The organism is Lysobacter sp. S4-A87 (genome assembly GCF_022637455.1).
GTDB lineage: Bacteria > Pseudomonadota > Gammaproteobacteria > Xanthomonadales > Xanthomonadaceae > Lysobacter_J.
The window spans coordinates 521956-539933 of record NZ_CP093341.1; the positions used below are offsets into that span (position 1 = coordinate 521956).

General features: G+C 62.4%; 22 protein-coding genes. 13 read left to right on the forward strand and 9 right to left on the reverse strand.

What is annotated here, in order from left to right; translation table 11 throughout:
* Positions 1 to 194 precede the first annotated feature (194 nt).
* Positions 195 to 1091 (forward strand): BRCT domain-containing protein, encoded by an 897-nt coding sequence (locus MNR01_RS02375; RefSeq protein ID WP_241919388.1) that lies wholly within the window; start codon positions 195 to 197, stop codon positions 1089 to 1091.
* Positions 1092 to 1176: 85 nt separating this feature from the next.
* Positions 1177 to 1443: a hypothetical protein gene (locus MNR01_RS02380; protein WP_241919389.1), complete on the forward strand. Its 267-nt coding sequence runs from the start codon at positions 1177 to 1179 to the stop codon at positions 1441 to 1443.
* A 63-nt stretch (positions 1444 to 1506) separates the two neighbouring features.
* On the opposite strand, the gene MNR01_RS02385 is transcribed toward MNR01_RS02380, so the two are convergent.
* Positions 1507 to 1743, reverse strand: a complete 237-nt coding sequence (locus MNR01_RS02385) for a hypothetical protein (protein WP_241919390.1) — start codon at positions 1741 to 1743, stop codon at positions 1507 to 1509.
* 192 nt (positions 1744 to 1935) lie between these two features.
* Here MNR01_RS02385 and MNR01_RS02390 point away from each other — a divergent pair, with 192 nt between their 5' ends.
* From MNR01_RS02390 to MNR01_RS02405, 4 genes are all read left to right on the forward strand, one after another.
* Positions 1936 to 2619 carry a hypothetical protein gene (locus MNR01_RS02390; protein ID WP_241919391.1) on the forward strand — a complete coding sequence of 228 codons (684 nt, stop codon included), beginning with the start codon at positions 1936 to 1938 and terminating at the stop codon, positions 2617 to 2619.
* Positions 2620 to 2915: 296 nt separating this feature from the next.
* Positions 2916 to 3185 carry a hypothetical protein gene (locus MNR01_RS02395; protein WP_241919392.1) on the forward strand — a complete coding sequence of 90 codons (270 nt, stop codon included), beginning with the start codon at positions 2916 to 2918 and terminating at the stop codon, positions 3183 to 3185.
* Between the two features lie 740 nt (positions 3186 to 3925).
* Positions 3926 to 4423, forward strand: a complete 498-nt coding sequence (locus tag MNR01_RS02400; RefSeq protein ID WP_241919393.1) for a 3'-5' exoribonuclease — start codon at positions 3926 to 3928, stop codon at positions 4421 to 4423.
* A 256-nt stretch (positions 4424 to 4679) separates the two neighbouring features.
* The gene (locus MNR01_RS02405) at positions 4680 to 5009 is read left to right on the forward strand and encodes a hypothetical protein (protein WP_241919394.1); all 330 of its coding nucleotides are present in this window, start codon (positions 4680 to 4682) and stop codon (positions 5007 to 5009) included.
* Positions 5010 to 6007: 998 nt separating this feature from the next.
* On the opposite strand, the gene MNR01_RS02410 is transcribed toward MNR01_RS02405, so the two are convergent.
* Positions 6008 to 6475 carry a DNA-binding protein gene (locus MNR01_RS02410; protein WP_256451861.1) on the reverse strand — a complete coding sequence of 156 codons (468 nt, stop codon included), beginning with the start codon at positions 6473 to 6475 and terminating at the stop codon, positions 6008 to 6010.
* A gap of 620 nt (positions 6476 to 7095) precedes the next feature.
* Between MNR01_RS02410 and MNR01_RS02415 the strand changes: the two genes are divergently transcribed.
* Positions 7096 to 8211: a mechanosensitive ion channel domain-containing protein gene (locus MNR01_RS02415; RefSeq protein WP_241919396.1), complete on the forward strand. Its 1116-nt coding sequence runs from the start codon at positions 7096 to 7098 to the stop codon at positions 8209 to 8211.
* Between the two features lie 2 nt (positions 8212 to 8213).
* On the opposite strand, the gene MNR01_RS02420 is transcribed toward MNR01_RS02415, so the two are convergent.
* Together MNR01_RS02420 and MNR01_RS02425 are read right to left on the reverse strand one after the other, a co-directional pair.
* Complete coding sequence (locus MNR01_RS02420) at positions 8214 to 8522, reverse strand: hypothetical protein (protein ID WP_241919397.1); 309 nt, start codon at positions 8520 to 8522, stop codon at positions 8214 to 8216.
* 992 nt (positions 8523 to 9514) lie between these two features.
* Complete coding sequence (locus MNR01_RS02425) at positions 9515 to 9904, reverse strand: VOC family protein (RefSeq protein WP_241919398.1); 390 nt, start codon at positions 9902 to 9904, stop codon at positions 9515 to 9517.
* Positions 9905 to 10180: 276 nt separating this feature from the next.
* Here MNR01_RS02425 and MNR01_RS02430 point away from each other — a divergent pair, with 276 nt between their 5' ends.
* Complete coding sequence (locus MNR01_RS02430; protein WP_241919399.1) at positions 10181 to 10660, forward strand: EF-hand domain-containing protein; 480 nt, start codon at positions 10181 to 10183, stop codon at positions 10658 to 10660.
* Positions 10661 to 10860: 200 nt separating this feature from the next.
* Positions 10861 to 11268, forward strand: coding sequence for a cupin domain-containing protein (locus MNR01_RS02435; protein ID WP_241919400.1), 408 nt, complete (start codon positions 10861 to 10863; stop codon positions 11266 to 11268).
* Between the two features lie 13 nt (positions 11269 to 11281).
* Here the strand turns inward: MNR01_RS02435 and MNR01_RS02440 are convergent, their stop codons facing one another.
* From MNR01_RS02440 to MNR01_RS02450, 3 genes are all read right to left on the reverse strand, one after another.
* Positions 11282 to 12286, reverse strand: a complete 1005-nt coding sequence (locus MNR01_RS02440) for an alpha/beta hydrolase (protein WP_241919401.1) — start codon at positions 12284 to 12286, stop codon at positions 11282 to 11284.
* A gap of 180 nt (positions 12287 to 12466) precedes the next feature.
* Entirely contained in the window at positions 12467 to 12913 is a 447-nt protein-coding gene (locus MNR01_RS02445; protein ID WP_241919402.1) for a cupin domain-containing protein, read from the reverse strand.
* A gap of 17 nt (positions 12914 to 12930) precedes the next feature.
* The gene (locus MNR01_RS02450) at positions 12931 to 13371 is read right to left on the reverse strand and encodes a carboxymuconolactone decarboxylase family protein (protein WP_241919403.1); all 441 of its coding nucleotides are present in this window, start codon (positions 13369 to 13371) and stop codon (positions 12931 to 12933) included.
* Positions 13372 to 13581: 210 nt separating this feature from the next.
* On the opposite strand from MNR01_RS02450, the gene MNR01_RS02455 reads away from it, so the two are divergent.
* Complete coding sequence (locus MNR01_RS02455) at positions 13582 to 15021, forward strand: PLP-dependent aminotransferase family protein (RefSeq protein WP_241919404.1); 1440 nt, start codon at positions 13582 to 13584, stop codon at positions 15019 to 15021.
* A 40-nt stretch (positions 15022 to 15061) separates the two neighbouring features.
* On the opposite strand, the gene msrB is transcribed toward MNR01_RS02455, so the two are convergent.
* Positions 15062 to 15511, reverse strand: a complete 450-nt coding sequence (gene msrB / locus MNR01_RS02460) for a peptide-methionine (R)-S-oxide reductase MsrB (protein ID WP_241919405.1) — start codon at positions 15509 to 15511, stop codon at positions 15062 to 15064.
* A gap of 249 nt (positions 15512 to 15760) precedes the next feature.
* Between msrB and MNR01_RS02465 the strand changes: the two genes are divergently transcribed.
* Both MNR01_RS02465 and MNR01_RS02470 read left to right on the forward strand, forming a co-directional pair.
* The gene (locus tag MNR01_RS02465; protein WP_241919406.1) at positions 15761 to 16597 is read left to right on the forward strand and encodes an AraC family transcriptional regulator; all 837 of its coding nucleotides are present in this window, start codon (positions 15761 to 15763) and stop codon (positions 16595 to 16597) included.
* A gap of 122 nt (positions 16598 to 16719) precedes the next feature.
* Positions 16720 to 16857 (forward strand): hypothetical protein, encoded by a 138-nt coding sequence (locus MNR01_RS02470; RefSeq protein WP_241919407.1) that lies wholly within the window; start codon positions 16720 to 16722, stop codon positions 16855 to 16857.
* 72 nt (positions 16858 to 16929) lie between these two features.
* Here the strand turns inward: MNR01_RS02470 and MNR01_RS02475 are convergent, their stop codons facing one another.
* A complete protein-coding gene (locus tag MNR01_RS02475) occupies positions 16930 to 17373 on the reverse strand; it encodes an SRPBCC family protein (RefSeq protein WP_241919408.1) in 444 nt (147 codons plus the stop codon).
* 227 nt (positions 17374 to 17600) lie between these two features.
* On the opposite strand from MNR01_RS02475, the gene MNR01_RS02480 reads away from it, so the two are divergent.
* Complete coding sequence (locus MNR01_RS02480) at positions 17601 to 17906, forward strand: hypothetical protein (protein ID WP_241919409.1); 306 nt, start codon at positions 17601 to 17603, stop codon at positions 17904 to 17906.
* Positions 17907 to 17978 lie beyond the last annotated feature (72 nt).

A 17978-nucleotide genomic window follows, 5' to 3' on the forward strand; every position in this document is an offset into this window, starting at 1 on the left:
CTTCCATTAGGCTTAATCTAGGCGCTTGCTGGCGTACTGCAACTACTCCGTGATGTACATGAACTGAGTGGGCAGGACCACTAGGTGCTGCACGTCCATCGATGGTTGTGTCGATCTTATGTGGTCGACTCCAACCTCAGTCGCGTAAGCTTTCGTTGCTCGCCGCACAACAGCGTTACACAGGGGCGCCCACCATGCATCCGGACCACCGCGACTATTTCAAGTTCACGTCCATGGCGCGTTTGGACAAGTCGATCAATGCGCTCATCGGCATCGTCGAAGGCATCGCCATCGACGGCCACATCAACGACCTCGAAATCGGCTACCTCACGCTGTGGTTGGCGGAGCACGAAGAGCTTCGGGACCAGCACCCGTACAACGAGCTCGTTCCTGTGGTCACCGCTGCGCTGGCCGACGGGATCCTGACGGAAGACGAACGTGAGGACATCGTCTGGCTGTGCGAACGCCTGCGTTCGACCGAGTTCTACGATCGGGTTACGGCCGACCTGCAGCGCCTGCACGCGATCATGGGAGGTATCGTCGCTGACACCCGCATATCCGTGGACGAGTTGCGGGCCCTGTCGGCGTGGATGGACGAGCACGAGCACCTCAAGACATGCTGGCCGTTCGACGAGGTCGGCAGCTTGATCACAGGCGTTCTCGCCGACAAGCAGATCGACGAGAAGGAGCATGCGATGCTCCACGCCTTCTTCTCGGAGTTCACCGTATTACTCGACAGCCGAACCATCACTCGGGCGCCGCTATCCGAAGGCCAGGCCATCGTCGGACTGTGCGCCGTCGATCCCGATATCAGCTTCCTCGACAAGGGTTTTTGCTTCACTGGCGCGTCGTCACGCTTCAGTCGTGCCGAGTTTGAGCAACTGGTCGCGGAGTTGGGCGGATCGGCGCATTCGTCACCCTCCAAGAAGGTCAGTTACCTGGTCATTGGTGCGGAGGGCAACCCATGCTGGGCCTTTGCGTGCTACGGGCGCAAGGTCGAGAAGGCGATCGAGTTGCGCAAGGCGGGCTCACGCGTTGTCATCGTCCATGAACTGGATTTTCATGACGCATTGGCCGATCACGGTCACTAACCATTGCAGCTTCCTCAGGCGGCGGCCGGAGTCGATGAGTTCACGACTCCGAGCCTTCAAGCCAGAATCATCTCGGAGAGGAACGATGCCTACGCGCGCTCTGTTTATTCTCGACAATGACGAGTCGGCGGTCGTGGAGCCGTGGCACGACAGCGGTCCGATGACTCAGTACATTCGGGGCCGCAATGTCTTCGCCGTACGACTCATTTGGAATCGCACGCATGTTCCTACGGACATGACATATGAAATCTACGCCGAGCCCTTCATCGATGAGGGTGTTGCCATTGCGCGTGCTCGACAACGCAATCGTGACTACCCACACGAAGCGGTTCCCCCCGAGGGGTTGTTTTGACTGGTTCGACCATGGACCGGTCGCACGATCAGCCTTGGACACAGTCGTCAAGGCCTTGGCCGTCTAGGTGTCACCTCGCGGGGCGAACAGCAGATCGGCGACAGTGTTCAGACCTTTCAGGAATTCATCGCGAACTGCCGGGCTAAGGTCGCCCTGGCGATAGCGCTCATCGTGTACGGCCACTCCTCGGAGTGCAGTCGCACAGATGGCCTCACGTGAAGGGGAAGCTTCAATGATCGCCAACAGGGCCCATTGCATGGCCGTTAGCTGGCCTTCTAGAAAGGCATCTTTCTCGTCCATTGGAAGTCCTCCGTACGATGGTCATGGCCGCCATTATCCTGCCTTGCGGCGCAGGCCGAGGGGTTGGGGTAAAGCAGTAGAGTGACTACCGGTCGAAGAGTCCAGTGGTCACGCGGGCGTACTCCAATCTTGCGCTGGAGTGGAGGCGTAGTGGTTGGCATCGTAGGATGGAATCTTTGCCTAGGAGGGGCTATGCAAAAGACTCAATCCCGTGTTGGCATCTCAATCACCGCCGCATACTTCGCTCTGCTGATCGCTTGGTACTGGGACCAACCCCGCCTCATAGCGGACCTGAAGCCCAATGAATTGGGCGACTTCCTAGCGGGCGTATTCGGACCCGTCGCCTTCTTTTGGCTCGTTCTCGGCTATTTCCAACAAGGTGAAGAGCTTCGGCAGAACACGAACGCGCTTGAGATGCAAGCCCAGGAGCTCAAGCACTCGGTTGAGCACCAAGGGGAGATGGTTGTAGTAGCAAGGCAGCAGCTTCAAACCCAAATCGACGCGATTAAAGAGGAAGCGGAGAGGCGCGTACGAGCAGCGAAGCCAAAATTCCGCTTCACCAAGGTCGGTCACAGCATCGGCAGCTTCGGAATTCTGCTCAACATCCGTTGCCAGAACGTCGGAAATACGGCAACAGATATCAATCTAGCCTTCACCAACACCGAGCTATCAGGCTCGCCTTCTCCCGTACCACGCCTTGCGACGGGAGACTACTGGGACATTCAATGCAAGGTTCCTGAACGCCTAGTGTTGCCCACGGAGCTTCGCATTCTCTATACGGATGCCCTTGCGGTGGGTGGCGTTGCGGTCTTCCGCATTGACCAGAAGCCCAATGGGGACCGGTTCGACTGGACCTTTCATGAAGAACAGGTTTGACCTGGCTGCGGGATTGGAATCTGCGTTGCAGAGCCGCGGATCCGCCCCGCACGCGCCACCTCCAGCGCTGCACCCAGGCGATGGCCGGCGCTTCACTAGGTGCATTGGCCCTGCGCTCGCGGCTCACGTCCAGATGCCGGTTCACTGTGGTCCGCCATAGGTCGTTATGGAAGGCCACTACCGCCACGGCCACCGAAGCAGGAGGCGAGTCATGCAAAGCATCGTAGTGGCGAGCGTCGCAGCCGGTGAGATTCCGGGCAGCTCTGATGCCAACTCGAATCACGAAGGAGCAGGGCATGGATTTTGAGAAGTGGTACAGGAAGGAAGAGCGCAAGGCCACGGCCCTGCTCTGGAAGGGCAGTGCGATGGTGCTGGCCGCCCCGATGGCATCGGGCATGCTCAAAGGCGTCGCCGCGACTGCGCCGGCACTGATTCAACCGATCCTTAGTGTCTTCCTTTGGGGGCCAACACTCTTCATGGCGGGCGCGATCGTGACGGTCGCCGCGGCTGGCTGGAAAATCTGGCGTCTGCACAGTGATCCATTCTCGCTATATGAGGATCATTAGTTCGCAGAATCCAGCGTAGATCGGCTCGGACGGGCTAGGGCGAGCTGGTCATCGCAAGTAGTAACGAGCGTTAAAACCTTAGACATAAGATGTGTTATGCGAAGTAACATATTGATTTATAATTATAAATTGTCTCGGAAACCCGCGCAACTCCAGCCTGAGCGGCATGGGATGCAGCGGGCGGAGCTATGCTCGAATCTTAGAAAGTAAGACGCCCCCTAATCGGCCACCCTGACTATGAGCAGTTTCCAGGAAGACTTAGCTGCGGCTGACGACGCCAGACGGAAATTCGTTGACCGTTGTCTGGTCGTACTTCAAGGCGTACGGACGATGCGGCCAGATATCTCAGAGTTGGTCGACAGGCTCGGCCTAGGCGAGAACGTTGCCGCGGAGTGGATCTGCACACCAGGGCCGACAGGGGAAACTCCGGCCGACCTGATTGCCGCCGGGCGAACCGAGGAAGTCAGGTCAATGATCCTGAAAACACTGCATGGGTTCTCGGCGTAGCTACCCTCGAAGGACCTCCGGGACGACTCGACTACTTGGGGCCTAATCGCTCCCAGTGAGAAGGGATTGTCGTACGGTGGTGCTCGCTGGAAGCGGGGAGAACCCCATGCCCATTTGGACACTGCCTACGAAACCGGGTTCACATCTTGGTCGAGAGCGCCACTTCTAGGATGCCTGAGCCAACATACCTATTCCTGGATACCGAATGGGCCGACCAGGCAGGCTCCGAGTTGGTGAACATTGCTCTGATCAGCGAAGACGGAAGCCAGGTGTTCTACGCCGAGCGGGATCCTTTACCGGAAGAGCCAACCGATTTCGTTCGGCAGGTGGTCTATCCATTGCTGGATCGTGGCGAGGTAGCCATGCCGGATGCAGTAATGACGACCGCACTGCGGAAGTTCATAGCTGGCACGCGCGAACCTTATGTGCTGGCGGACTATCCAAACGACTTGAAGCTACTGAGGCATGTCATTGCCGGCTTCGACGATCTCGGTGTGGACGCTGCTACGCATGGCCTCATCCCGAACCCCGTTACCACACTGATGTTGAAAGATGGGCTTATGGCGATGCTGGTCGAAGACTGGTTCGCGTCGCACCCTGAGGACGCCGCTCGTCGGCATCACGCGTTAATCGATGCCCAGGCCCTCCGGATGGCTTGGCTGGCAGCAACCCGTCGCATCCAGGCCGACTGGGCGCGACAGGACTACTTGGGGCCCAATCGCAACCAGTGAGAAGGGCTGGTCCTAGGGTGGTGTTCGCTGGAAGCGAGGAGAACCCAATGCCCATATGGTCACTGCCTACAGTTGCGCAGGAACCGATGGTGCATCTGCATCGTTGGCGCGTTTACCGTTTCACGCAGGATGACCAGCATTGGGACGTCCTAAGTGGCCGGGACCTCGAACATGATTGCGGGCGAGCTAGCACCCCCATTTCGTGTTTGACGCGGGCGGTCTCCGGGTTCAAACGCGGAGTGGGCGGGCATACAACTTGGTGGGCCGTCCGGGACTTGATGGCGATGCGCTCTACGTGTTCCAAGCGAAATACGGCACCAAAGCTCCGAAAGGCCGGCAGCTGGACGAAGTCACGGATGAATACTGGAACCAGATGAGGGCTGAGGTCTGGCCGCGCTTTCAGGCCGCAGCTCCTGTGCTGGCTGCAGAGCTTTTGAGCTTATCCATGCCCGAGGACCAACTGTTTGAGTGGCTTTGCGCGCCTACCAGAGAAACGGGGACCACGCCTGTCGAACTGCTGCAGTCTGGACGGGAGCAAGACGTCCACCGGTTGATTCTCTGGCTATCTGCGGGCTTTCTTGGCTAATCACGGGGCTTCAGAACACGCCGGAGGGCTGCAGCTAAAGGAGTTACGTTCTTTGGCTGTTCTCGTCGGAAGTAGCAACTATGGTTGACGGGGCGTAACAGGAATGCTTGGTTCGACTCCGAGCCAGTGCATCAAGTTCGGATGGCTTCATGATTCTTTCCTTTCGCCCAACACGGATCAGGAGGACATGAGAAATGACGGTACCTAGCGAACGCTCTTGGGCGGTGATCGAAGCGCGCAACTTCCTTGAAAGGGTCCGCGCTGACGAAACGCTCCCCGAGTCCATCAGAGCCGAAGCGAATCGACTCCTCAGACACTATCCGTCAAAGTCGGACGTGATACGGGCGGGGCTCCAGGAATTGGCCCAGCCTAGGTTGGTCATTGAGCCTGTGTTTGCCAGCGACACAGACTAGGTCTCCAGACTGAGATCTGGTGGACTGAAGGCCGCTCGGCGCTCAGATTTCGCGATGTTGGCCGCAGAGCGGCCCCACGAGCATCGTTCGGGCCCTAAACAGAAGCATCGGGTCTGCATCGGCTAATAGGCCGCAAGCGGCCTCAGCCGGCGTACTGGTGTAGAGCCAAAGAGTGGACCATTCCACCATTTTTATTCCGCAAAAGCATGATCCTAAAGGGTTTTTCTGCCCCTATGTGCCAGTTTTACACGTATCTCGGCCGTACCCCAGAATGGATCAGCGATGCGAACATCACGCGCCCGAAGCACTCGTTTAATAGCGGCCCTGATCTCGACCGGTTTCGTCAGAATGCATGCCATGACAGCTCGGTACCTGAGGCGAACCGCTTGGTCTGACCAATTGGGGCTGGAGGCTCCATCCACCACAAGTTCTTGTCATCACTTCAAGATTTCCACATCGCATCAATACGTAGCGCGATCTTTTGGCGTAAGGACGGCATCAGGCATCCGGCGACACCGAGCTCGAAGCACTCCTTTGATTGCGGCTCGGATCTCGACGCACAACGCTACTCATTATTCGACGGCTTTAGTCGCGTGAGGTTCTAAATTGCTCGAGCTCTTGCGACAGGCGAGTTAGCCGGATATCCAATTGGTTCATCCGGTCTGATAGGTTCTGCCCACGGTGGTCTCTCAGTGCGTCTCCCAGTTCGTCAATGGGCCGCTGATCATCCTGAGCTTCGACACGCAGTTTCCTCCAAAGGACGACGAGGGCTTCTGGCACCGCGCAGCCATCCTGATTGCCTAGGCGGCGTTGAAGAGGTCCATAAAAGAAGCTTCGTAAGGCCGGATGGATCACGTTGGGGGAACCTCGCCCAAGAACCATCCGGATGTGCTCGACGGTGGGCTGGACTTTATGCTCGATCAGCACCATCGCGACCTCATGGACGAGGTCCTCATTGACCCGGCCGTTGTCGGGGCTGATCCGAACGCGGCGCCTCCAAGCCTCAGTGACTGGGCCTCTGATCAGCTCGTGTATATGACTTGCAGTGAGCATGGCTGTGGGGGTAAGGGACTGATATTCAACGCTGGTTGGGGCGCCTGGTCCGGACCTTTCCGGATTTATTGCGGTGGTAGTTCGGCTGACTGCTTTCTATCCGGAGGTTTGGAGTAGAGCGAGAGCCAACGCGCCAGCTTGCGCATGGTGGTTGACATAATATGCATTATGCGAAATAGGATGCGCAGGATGCTGCGCGGGTTATTCAGGCCCGTAGGCCATAACCGGGCTCAGTAAAGCTGTGACATTTGTAGGCTCGCTCGGCCGTTTCACAGCGACGAGAGTGTCGAACAACCACAGAGCAACGTGACTGCGACGAACGACACCATTTTTGCTTGTGCCATGCCTCCCCCTTTAGGCAACGCGAAGCGAACTTCCGCTCCTGGCTGGAGTCGGACATTAGCACCAGTCTGGCCGTCCCGACCGCCCCGGGCGGAATGTCCGCTCCGGATAGGAAGTGGTCACCCTCCCCCGCTCGATTGCGCGACCGCCCAGCTTTGACTGATCCGCTTTGATCGCGTGCAGCGGCCTGGATTAGCGAGCCCCCGATGCGAACGCACCGTGAAGATTCTGACCTCTGGGGTGAGCGCAGAATGTCCACCCCCGCGGAGTCTTGTCCAGTGGAAATCCAGGTCAGTGTTGCTTCCATAGCGGCCCACGTTGCACCGCCTGGCGGTGCCGACAAACTTCGCAAGCTGTTCGCTTACGAGCCGCTCGATACATTCGGCTGGGGTGTTTCGATTGGCAATGCCGAATCCGCGATCGTCGCGGCCGTGGCCGTCCTCGCGCTGTCGGCGCTACTGCAAGCGTTGATGAAGCGCTACGCCGCGGGCCACGAAGATGTGAACAAGGCGTCTCTGTATACGCTTTCGCGCCTGCTTCACTACACGTTTATCGTGATCGCCGCCCTGGTGGCCCTTCACCTGGCTGGAATTCCACTGAACCAGCTCGCGTTGTTTTGTGGTGCACTTGGCGTTGGCCTTGGTTTCGGGCTGCAGGCCATCTTCAGCAACTTCATCTCCGGACTGATCCTGCTGTTCGACCGCTCCCTCAAGGTCGGCGACTTCGTTGCACTTGAAGGCGACATACGCGGCATCGTGCGCTCTATCAACATCCGGGCGACACGCATCACGACGAACGACAACATCGACGTGCTCGTCCCCAACTCGGAGTTCGTCACCAAGCGCCTCGTCAACTGGACGCATGGTTCGGAGAACCGGCGCATCCGCGTTCCGTTCTCGGTCGCGCCCGACGTCGACAAGGAGCTGGTCAAGAAGGCGGCCCTTGAGGCTGCGTCGAACGTTCCATTCACCTTGGCGATGGAAGGACACAAGCAACCCCAAGTGTGGCTGGAGAAGTTTGGCGACAGTTCTTCCGATTTCACTCTGGCGGTCTGGTTGACGGAGGCTGCTGCGCGCCGCAACGCCGCGATCCGGGCTGCCTATCTGTGGGAACTGGATACCGCGTTGCGGAAGTACGGGATCGCCAATTCGTTGCCTCAGCTGGAAGTACACCTGCGGAGCATGTTCGACTTGAAGGGGGGCGCCGCCGTGGAGGCGATGCACGGAAAGCTCAACGGTACCGCCTCCCCTCCCGCCGAGGCGCCGGCGACTTTGGCGTCGTACGAGCGGGCGAACCTTTCTCGCAACGACGCCCAGGAGGACGCGCAACGGCAGATCCAGGAAGAGGCGCAGCGATCGGACAAGGACGGTGCCATGTCACCGTCGCGGGAATAGCGCTATGGCCCCATTTCCGCTTGCTCGAGCACCAGTCGCTTGCGGTGTGCGAGGAACCGGTTCTCCATCCAGGTGAGCTCTGCAGCGGAGTACTTCGACTCGAGATCATAGAAGTACTCGGTGTCTGCAAACATGACAGCTCCAATCCTGGCGCCGATTCTGAGCACGTGCTTGTGCCCACCAATTTCCTTCTTGAACTCGGTCCCTTGTTCCAGTAGCACTTCGTTTTGCATGGTCGCCCCTCGCTTCTTGGGTTTGATTTCCGGATCGTCGGAGATGGAGCCTCGCTCCACGGTGACCTCACCAGCCATTCAGGGCCAACACCACCAGAGCCGTAGCACCCGTAATCGCTGTCAACCAGTAGGCAGCCAGCATCATGGTTCTGCCTTGGCCGCAGTAGTGCATCCCTTCCCTGTCCAAGCTGGAAAGGTACTCCCGGTATGGGAGGTACAACATCGTGCTTCTTGCACTCAGCGCAGTCCTGCCCTGCCAGGGAGCAGGTTGCGTGGCGTGCGCCCACTGGCGGGGATGACGGACCCTCAGGCGCCGCAGAAAGGTCAGCCAGACTGCCGTCTCCATGGCGATGGCCAATGCGAACGCAATGCACGCGATGGTCGTGATCCTGTTCATGGCAACTTGCCAATACACAGGGACTGGGCCGATCGATGCCGGACGATCCTGTGATGCTTTGCAGGGTGCATGGATGGTCTCGACGTGAGGGCGCACCACCCCGCTACGTGAGCGGAACATGGTGTGCCGAAAGGAGGATGGGGGGCGTGGTAGAAGACGACACTGGCGCAGCGAATGCTTCGCCAATGCCGGCCTCCGTTCGACGCGAATCGTCATGGCTTGGTCGCTTCTACGACCTTCTGGCGCAAGAACCGGCGCCTTGCCGATCAGTGATCCGGTCAGGAGGAACTGTTCTGAAATTCGCCCACAACCGCAAGCAGGGCCTGTTCACGGCGGCCCCAAAGGCCGTCCGCTTCGACAACGCGGTGTAGTTGTCAATGTAGCACCTTTACCCCTTCAGCACCGATCGACGTGAGCCAGGCTGCAAGGCAGGTCATTGCGGTGGCGCATACTTCCCACTTCCTCGGGAGGCCGCGTCGGGGAGATCAACGTGACTGATGATCGACCAGCAACGACGGAGAAGGGCTCCACCAGTTCGGGCGGTGCCGGGTCGAACCGGCATCCGGCGATGGCTTCGCCGCTGCACTGCGCGGCTTCGGGCAGGCTCGAATATCAGCGGCGCTGCCGATGCTGCCCGTTGCTGTATGGGCGATGCTCGTGGCCAGCTACCAAGTCAGGCCTGGCCCAGTGCACTTATGGAGACGAAGTAACCGTCCGGATCCCGCAGCGAGAACTCCAGCGTTTGCGTGCCCGGGTTGAGATGGGGTTCCTCTTCCAGCTGGAGCTTGAGCTCCCTTGCCCTTGACAGGGCCTCGTCAAAATCGTCGACGCGAAGGAACAGCAGCAGTCCATTGCCCGGTTCTGCGTTTCCGGGGCTGGATAGGGATGGGTGTTCGTGGTCACCCCACCGGTGAAGGCACAGGAGAACTGTGCCGTCCGTGTCCAGGACCTGGCCGAAGTAGTCGTGCGCGGGGTCGTGCTGGGGCAATCCCAGGAGACTCTGATACCACCTGAGGCTGATGCACACGTCGCGTACCGCGATGATCGTCCACGTGCGTCTCATGAACTGTCTCCTGGCGCTGCAACCGGGCAAAGCGTACGCCTCCTCCCCCTTGAGTGCCCCCGTCCGGTGCACCGGGAGCCAGCCACCAGCTGAGTGACCGGCTTTGTATCGAAACGTACCTGGCGCCAGATCAGCCAAGCACCGTTACACAGTGGCTGCGGCGGCGACACACACCCGATACCTGGCGGGACTTAACTGCTCCCTGTCCGCGAAACGTGACTGACAGCGCGACAGAAAACATTGCGGCGGTGCCGCGTCCCTATCGGAGTACTTCCAATGTCCAAGAACAACTCACGCAGCCCGGCCGGAATGCTCGGCGTCGCCCTGGCCGGTCTCGTCCTCAGCGGCAGCGCATTCGCTATGCAGCCGCTATCACAGGGCTACATGCTGGCCGCCAGTCATGCCGCCGCTGAAGGCAAGTGCGGCGAAGGCAAGTGTGGTGAAGGCAAGTGCGGTGCAGATTCCGCTTCCAAGTCCACCACTAGCGCAGCCGCCAAGAAGACGGCCGAGGGCAAGTGCGGTGAGGGCCAGTGCGGTGACGCGCGTTTCGCCGTCGCCGACACCAACCATGACGAGCTGGTCTCCCGTGCGGAGTTCGTCGCCGTGGTTCCGGGTGGCGAGGCGATCTTCAAGTCGAAGGACCCCAATGGCGACGGCTTCATCTCCGAGCTGGAGGCGTACAACAACGTCAAGTCGGTCTATGACGCCAACGGCAGGAAGATGCCGCGCGGCCTGTTCGCCGACATCCCCGAGTAACGAATCGCTCGCTTCCGCGCCCCCTCGCCTCCCTCCCCCTTTGGAGGGGGCGCACTTTTCCCGGTCCCCGGGCCCACCGCAAGCGCCTGCAGACGCCCTGCCCCGTGCGAAGGGCCCGAAGTTGACCCGCAGCGAACGAAGGCGCGCGTATTGCTGGTGCTGACGATGCGACGCATGGTCCAGCCCCACAGGAGAACGACATGAAACAGATTCACGTTGCCACGTTGCTGGCAGCGCTCTTGACGGGCGCCAGCGTGGCGATTGGCCACGCCGAGAACTCCGGGATCAGCCGCCATGAGGCATTGCGCCATGATCTGGACACGCCTGGGCGCGAACTCGTCCAGGTGCGCGTGGATTTTGCCCCGGGTTCTGCCTTCGGCATGCACACGCATCCGGGCGTCGAGGTGGCCTACGTACTGGAAGGCACGCTCGAGTATTCGTTCGAAGGCAAGCCACCGGTGACCCTGAAGGCCGGCCAATCGCTGTACATCCCGGCTGGTGAGGCGCATGCCGCACGCAACGTCGGCAAGGACAATGGCGCGGAACTGGCCACCTACCTGGTCGAGAAAGGCAAGCCGATCGTGGTCCCCAGGCCCGCCAGGCCCTGAAGGCTGTGGCCGGTCAACCGCGACTGGCCATGTCCTCGCGAAGTATCCGCAGCACCTCCGCCACCACCTCGGGTTTGTCGTAGAGGTTGTGGCCGGCCCGTACCACCAGCGTCGACGCCGCACCCGCCAGCAGTGCGCTGCTCAGCGGCACCACGCCGTCGCCAGGGGGAACCGTGCCTGGCACCGTGCCGGCAATGGTGTGGTACGGAATTCCCGCGTGCGGCAGCAGCGCCTCGCTGGCGCGTCGCACCGGCTGTGAGGCCCGCAGGGTGAAGACGCTGTTGACCCTGGCGCGCTGGTAAGTCTCACGCAGTTCATCGTGGACGATGTCCGGACGATCTTGCACCAGGGTGCGCAACTCCTGGATTTCCGCCGTGCGCCCTCCCAGCAATGTGCCCACCAGTCGCCCGAGCCAGCGGTCGGCGTTCGGGCTGCCCTTGTGTGGCGCTGCGAGGAAGATCGCGCGCCCCACTCCGGGATACGGCTGGAAGCGGAACACCGCGGCGACCTTCGCCGCTACCTCGTCATCCTGCACCGCATGGTGGTGCACGGAGAATGCCGCCGACCACAGGGCATTGCCGCTGTCGACGCACAGCATCCGCGCAACCACGCCGCCAAGGCTGTGTCCGACCAGCACGATGCCTGTCCGCGCCTGCGCATGGCCGCCCGGGTCCAGTCGCTCCCAGGCCTCGTCGAGATAGCCCTCTGCGCGTCGGCGCACCACCAGGAACGGGGCATTGCTGTTGTAGACGAGATGCCAGACCTGGAAGCATGCGTGCAGCTCCGCGCTGCGTTCGATCGCCTGCGTGAGGTGCGCCCATGCGACGGCGTCGCCGCCGAGCCCATGGATCATCACGACCGTGCGCCGGTCCGGGTCGAAGGGCTCGCACATGTACAGGCCCGCCCCGCGGTCGCCGTCGCGAACCCCCAGCAGGCGCAGGGCCGCGCCAAAGCGGCGCAGGTACAGTCGCGCTGCGCCGTGGGGCCGGGTGGAATGCAGGGACGCGCGCATCTTCATGGCCGGTCGTTGCTGCGGCCGAACGGAATTCGGGACACATCGCGTTCGTTGCGGCACATGGGGGTGGCCGGTCCGCGTACAGGCGTCGCCCGCGATTCTAGTGCCTGTCGTGTCAAGCCAGCATCGCGCACAGGGGCCGACACGAGATGCGCCGGCCCCTGCCCTGCTGCTTGCGGGCGGCTACGCGCCGCCTGGCCTGGTGCCAGGCTTGCCTGCGGGCAGCGGAGTAAGCACCGGGCTGTCGCCGTCGTTGAGGATCCAGACCAGCAGCTTGGCCGGCCTGGTCTTGCTGGCGTTGCGCGACACGAGGTGGTCGATGCGTGGCGTTTCGTACCAGGACTGGCCAGCGAGGTAGGTCACCGGCTCCCCGCCCTCCAGCTGCGAGACCACGGCGCCTTCCAGGACGTACGCGATCGCGGAACCGGCATGGACATGGGGAATCGACTGCTGCCCCGGCGCGTACTCGACGGTGAAGAACAGGGCCTTCTTGCCCGGGGCATCCGCCAGGGCGTGCTGCTGCAGCATCGTGATCTTCTCCTTGCCGTCGCCAGGGCCATGTGCCGAGGCGACGGGCGCGGCACCAGCGAACGCCGCCAGCAGGAGCAAGGTGGGGGTACGGATGTTCATTGGAGTGTCGCCCTGGATCAGGTGGCAGAGACGGAACGGAAACCGATGGCGAGGCGGTTCCAGCCGTTGATGGCGTTGATCGCCACCGTCAGGTTCACGCGCTCGCGCTCGTCGAACTGGCTGCTGAGCCACTCGTAGTCGGCGTCCGGTGCGCGCGTATCGGCGATCCGGGTCAAGGATTCGGTCCAGGCCAATGCCGCGCGTTCACGCTCACTGAAGAACGGCGCCTCTTGCCAGACGGCAACGGCATGCAGGCGGCGCTCGCTCTCGCCGTGCTTGCGCGCATCGCTGCTGTGCAGGTCCACGCAGTAGGCGCAGCCATTGATCTGTGAGGCACGCAGCTTCACCAGCTCCAGCAGCGACGGTTCCAGGCCCAGCTTGTTGACGGCGGCCTCCAGGGCAATCATGGCCTTGGCGGCATCGGGTGAGGCTTTGTAGAAGTCGAGACGGGGTTGCATTGCAGGAGTTCCTTGGTGGGGTGTCGCCATCCTAGGGCCCGGCAGGAACGATCAGGGGCGCCAATTTCCGGTTTCTTTGGAGGCCACTCCGGCCCTGGTCGCCGGAGCCCTGGCACGGCGAATTGACCGTGGACGAACGCCTGCACGGATACAGTCGCAACAACGGTCATCGCGTACGATCCGCCTCCCCCACCTGCGACCGCATTCGCCATGGAACTGCACGTCGTCATCGAAGGCACGCGTGGCCTGGCGGACCAGATCCACAGCCAGTTGCGCGAAGCGATCCGGGCTGGCCGCCTGGCGTCCGGGCAGCAGCTCCCGCCTTCCCGCCTGCTCGCAGAGCAGCTCGGCGTTTCGCGCAAGACGGTCGCCCAGGCCTACGCGAAGCTCACGTTCGATCGCCTGATCGTCACTCAGGTGGGAGCCGGCACGTTTGTTGCGGCGCGCTTGCCGCAACGGTCGCGCCCGTTCGCCCAGGATGACCTGGCCGGAAGCGCGGTCGCCCGGCAATGGCAAGGCGTGGAGACGCCACTGCGCCATCCCGTGCCCGAGGCACGCCTGCGCCATGAGTTCATCGCCGGCGCGGCGTCACAACGTCTGTTCCCCGAAGCGGAGTGGCGCCAGTGCGCGCTTCATGGCCTGCGACGCAGTGCCGCGCAACGCGGGTTCTATGCCGAACCCGAGGGGCTGATCGAACTGCGCGAGGCCGTCAGCCGGCACATCGGCTTCAGCCGCGGCGTCAATTGCCGCCACGATGACCTGGTGATCACCAGTGGCGCCCAGCAGGCGCTGGACCTGATCGCGCGCGTGCTGATCGTGCCTGGCTGCGTCGTCGCGATGGAGGAGCCGGGATACCCGCTCGCACGGATGCTGCTCGAAGCCCAGCAGGCCCGGGTCGTGCCGGTGGCGGTCGATGCCGAGGGGATCCGCGTCGACCAGATCCCGGATGGAACGCGGTTGATCTACACCACGCCGACGCATCAGTTTCCACTGGGGATGCCGATGAGCCTGCCGCGTCGCCATGCACTGCTGGCACGGGCGCGTGAGCTGGGAGCGATCATCGTTGAAGACGACTACGACAGCGAGTTCCGCTACGAGGGAAGTGCACTCGAACCGTTGCAGACCCTGGATCAGTGGGGGCTGGTGGCGTACATCGGCACGTTCTCAAAATCCCTGTCGCCCGAGCTGCGGCTGGGGTACGCGATCGCACCGCCGGCGTTGCGCAGCGCCCTGGTGAACGCCAAGCATCTTTGCGACTGGCACACGCCGACGATGCTGCAATGGTCGCTGGCACGCTTCATGGCCGACGGGCACCTGCTCAGGCACATCCGCCGCTGCCATGACGTCTTCAGCGAGCGCAGGGAGCGCCTGCTCTCGCGTCTGACCGGCGATCTTTCGCCATGGCTGGAGCCGCTGCCTGCGGTCGCCGGTTACCACATGGCCGTGTTGCTGCGCCAACCGCAGATGCAGGCGTTGCAGCTATGTCAGCTGGCGCGTCGCGTAGAGGTTGGCCTGTATCCGCTCGACGATTGCTACCGGCAGCCTGCCAGTCGGCCAGGACTGCTGGTGGGCTTTGGCGCCATCGAAGCCGACGACATCGACCCGGCGCTGGATCGAGTCCGTTCGGTACTCGAACAGCTGACCGGGTGATGGGTGGCGAAGATCGCGCCGGCGCGATCGGGCAACTTGGTCAGGGCACGTCTTCAACCTGGTCGATCCAGGGGCCGTAGCCGGCCGCCTCCATTTCTTCGCGCGGAACAAAGCGCAGCGACGCCGAGTTGATGCAGTAACGCAGCCCACCGCGATCGCGAGGACCGTCGGTGAAGACGTGCCCCAGGTGGCTGTCGCCACTGGCCGAGCGCACTTCGGTGCGGATCATCCCGTGCGAGGTGTCGCGAATCTCCTTGATGTTGGCCGGACCGATGGGCTTGGTGAAGCTGGGCCAGCCGCAGCCGGACTCGAACTTGGCCGACGAGGCAAACAGGGGCTCACCGGAGACGATGTCGACGTAGATGCCAGCTCGATCGTTGTGCAGATACTCGCCGGTGCCGGGTCGCTCGGTGGCGCCCTCCTGGGTGACGCGGTACTGCTCGGGAGTCAGCTTGGCGATGGCTTCGGGGCTCTTGCGGTAGTCGCTCATGGGGATCTCCTGGGCGGACGGGACGTGCCTATGAGATGGGGACAACGGGACGGAGTCCAATGCACCGGAATCTGCGCCATCGGGATGCAGATTTCCACCGGCCACGCGGCTTTGTATCCGAACGTATCCGCCACTACGGGCCAGGCAGTCCGCAGGGCGTGTGAAGGCCCAAAGTTGACGTCGGGCAAACACCGCGACCACCGGCATTGGTTAGGCTGGTGCCTCCACCTGCCGGCTGGTTTGTTGCCGATGCCCGAATTCCAGGTCAGCCGTCTGCTCGACGCCGCCACGGTGGTGGTGACGAACGTGCGCTGCGCGGGCACCTGCCGTCATCGCAGCGCGGAGGAATGTGCGCGCGCCACCCATCTGGTGTTTCCGTACCGCGGCATCTACCTGCGCCACGTCGGCAGCGACCAGGCCGTGGCCGACGCCAACCACGTGCTGTTCTTCAATGCAGGCGAGAGCTACCAGGTCAGCCACCCGGTGTCGGGCGGCGACGACAGCCTGGTGCTGGACGTATCGCAGCCGCTGCTGCGCGAGCTGGCACCGGCCGCGCTGGTCGCCAGGCGTGACGAGTTCGGATTCCGCAGCCAGTCCCTGCACATTGATCCGCGCGCGCAGGCGCTGGTCGCGCTGCTGCGGCACAGCCTTCGCAGCGGCACCATCGAACCGCTGGAAGCCGAAAGCCTTGCGCTGACCCTGGTCTGCCGAAGCCTCGGACCGAGAACCACGCGTGAGACCGGCGCGACGCATGCACGGCGACGGCTGGTGGATCGGGTCAAGGTGTTGCTGGCCAGCGACCTGACCCGACGCTGGAGCCTGGCGGAGATTGCCGATGAGATCGGTGGCTCGGCTGTCTATCTGACCCAGAGTTTCCAGCAGGTCGAAGGCCTGCCCCTGTACCGCTACCATCTGCGGCTGCGGCTGGCACGTGCGCTAGATCTGGTCGCCGATTACCACGACATGTCGGCACTGGCGCAGGACCTGGGCTTCTCCAGCCACAGCCACTTCGCGGCGGCGTTCAAGCAGGCCTATGGGCGCTCGCCGACTGCCTTCAGGCAGGCGGCATTGAGCAAGAGCGCCTAGCGCCCTGCCCCTTCGCCTGTCGCTCCGCGGCGACCAGAGGACTAAAGATTCCGACAGCCGCCGTCCTGCCTCGGTGGTCTCCTGTGGCTGCCCGGATTGCGGGCAACTTCGGGAGATGTGCGATGAGCGAGAAGACCTGCGCCGCCTGCGATTACGAACTCGACGAAAACGCGATCAAGGTGACGATCGGCGGACGGACCGTCGAGGTGTGCTGCGAGGAATGCGCGGAAAAGCTGCGCGAAGCCGAAGCGCAATCCTGACCACAGCTTGCGCGGCAGCCGGACGTGACGGGAGCCTGGCGGATCGAACGCCAGGCTCTCGCGCGGCATGCCTCACTCGGGAATCGTCGGCTCCACCAGCCGCTTGAGCAGCGTCAGCGATTCCTGCCAGCCCAAATAGCACTGCTCGGTCGGGATGACGTCGGGGATGCCTTCCTGGACGACCTGCAGCTCGGTGCCACAGGAGACTGCACGCAGGGTGATCGTGGTGACCATGGTCCCTGGCAGGTTGGGATCGTCGAAGCGGTCGTCGTGGACGATGCGTTCGTCCGGGACCAGCTCCAGGTAGGTTCCACCGAAGCTGTGGCCATTGCCGGTCGAGAAGTTGGTGAACGACATCCGGTATTTGCCACCGACCCGCGCATCCAGTTCGTGCACCGTGCAGGTGAAACCGTCCGGCGGCAGCCACTTGGCGATGGCGGCGCCATCCAGGAAGGCGCGGTACACGCGTCCGGGCGGGGCGGTCAGGATGCGGTGCAAACGTACGGTACCGGTCATGGGTGATCTCCGTTGAGAGGTGAAGTCCTCGCTTGTATGACGAACGGACCGCCTGCAGATCGACATGCGCCGATCACCGCCGTGGCGGCCTCGAGGCCCACGCCAACCGGATGGGCCTTCCCCGCCGCGTACAAAGATATACAAATCGCCGCCTGCGCGAACACACGCCCGATACGGGCCGCCGCTTCAATGGACGTCGATCCGGATATCCCGGACGAGGAGTCCTCATGAACGCAGTTCGACTGTTGACCGCCCTGTTCGTCGGGGCCCTTGTCATCCCTGCCGCGCATGCGCAGCAATCCGCCGGCCGCAATGCCGGGGTGGTTACCGAGGCGACCGTCGCCGCCGGCGACAACTTCCTGGCTGCACGCACGCAAGGCGTCCCGCAGCAGCTTCCGTGGACCACCAGGGACGCCGCAGCGGATCCGGCCTTCGGCAGCAGCGCTGCGCGGGTGGACCTGAAGTTCGCCGACCAGACCCCACTCAAGCCCGGCATGTTCGACTCCGCCACGGCCTGGGAAGACGAACCCTGATCGCAGCGTGATACCGCCCCGCTACGGCGTGGCGAGCGCGCTTTGCACGAATCCGTGATCAGGCGCGTGAAC

Bases quoted from the DNA above. Each gene is read 5' to 3' on its own strand.
- MNR01_RS02375 (WP_241919388.1), top strand. From the start codon at position 195: ATGCATCCGGACCACCGCGACTATTTCAAGTTCACGTCCATGGCGCGT.
- MNR01_RS02380 (WP_241919389.1), top strand. From the start codon at position 1,177: ATGCCTACGCGCGCTCTGTTTATTCTCGACAATGACGAGTCGGCGGTC.
- MNR01_RS02385 (WP_241919390.1), bottom strand. From the start codon at position 1,743: ATGGACGAGAAAGATGCCTTTCTAGAAGGCCAGCTAACGGCCATGCAA.
- MNR01_RS02390 (WP_241919391.1), top strand. From the start codon at position 1,936: ATGCAAAAGACTCAATCCCGTGTTGGCATCTCAATCACCGCCGCATAC.
- MNR01_RS02395 (WP_241919392.1), top strand. From the start codon at position 2,916: ATGGATTTTGAGAAGTGGTACAGGAAGGAAGAGCGCAAGGCCACGGCC.
- MNR01_RS02410 (WP_256451861.1), bottom strand. From the start codon at position 6,475: ATGCTCACTGCAAGTCATATACACGAGCTGATCAGAGGCCCAGTCACT.
- MNR01_RS02420 (WP_241919397.1), bottom strand. From the start codon at position 8,522: ATGGCTGGTGAGGTCACCGTGGAGCGAGGCTCCATCTCCGACGATCCG.
- MNR01_RS02425 (WP_241919398.1), bottom strand. From the start codon at position 9,904: ATGAGACGCACGTGGACGATCATCGCGGTACGCGACGTGTGCATCAGC.
- MNR01_RS02430 (WP_241919399.1), top strand. From the start codon at position 10,181: ATGTCCAAGAACAACTCACGCAGCCCGGCCGGAATGCTCGGCGTCGCC.
- MNR01_RS02435 (WP_241919400.1), top strand. From the start codon at position 10,861: ATGAAACAGATTCACGTTGCCACGTTGCTGGCAGCGCTCTTGACGGGC.
- MNR01_RS02440 (WP_241919401.1), bottom strand. From the start codon at position 12,286: ATGAAGATGCGCGCGTCCCTGCATTCCACCCGGCCCCACGGCGCAGCG.
- MNR01_RS02445 (WP_241919402.1), bottom strand. From the start codon at position 12,913: ATGAACATCCGTACCCCCACCTTGCTCCTGCTGGCGGCGTTCGCTGGT.
- MNR01_RS02450 (WP_241919403.1), bottom strand. From the start codon at position 13,371: ATGCAACCCCGTCTCGACTTCTACAAAGCCTCACCCGATGCCGCCAAG.
- MNR01_RS02455 (WP_241919404.1), top strand. From the start codon at position 13,582: ATGGAACTGCACGTCGTCATCGAAGGCACGCGTGGCCTGGCGGACCAG.
- msrB (WP_241919405.1), bottom strand. From the start codon at position 15,511: ATGAGCGACTACCGCAAGAGCCCCGAAGCCATCGCCAAGCTGACTCCC.
- MNR01_RS02465 (WP_241919406.1), top strand. From the start codon at position 15,761: ATGCCCGAATTCCAGGTCAGCCGTCTGCTCGACGCCGCCACGGTGGTG.
- MNR01_RS02470 (WP_241919407.1), top strand. From the start codon at position 16,720: ATGAGCGAGAAGACCTGCGCCGCCTGCGATTACGAACTCGACGAAAAC.
- MNR01_RS02475 (WP_241919408.1), bottom strand. From the start codon at position 17,373: ATGACCGGTACCGTACGTTTGCACCGCATCCTGACCGCCCCGCCCGGA.
- MNR01_RS02480 (WP_241919409.1), top strand. From the start codon at position 17,601: ATGAACGCAGTTCGACTGTTGACCGCCCTGTTCGTCGGGGCCCTTGTC.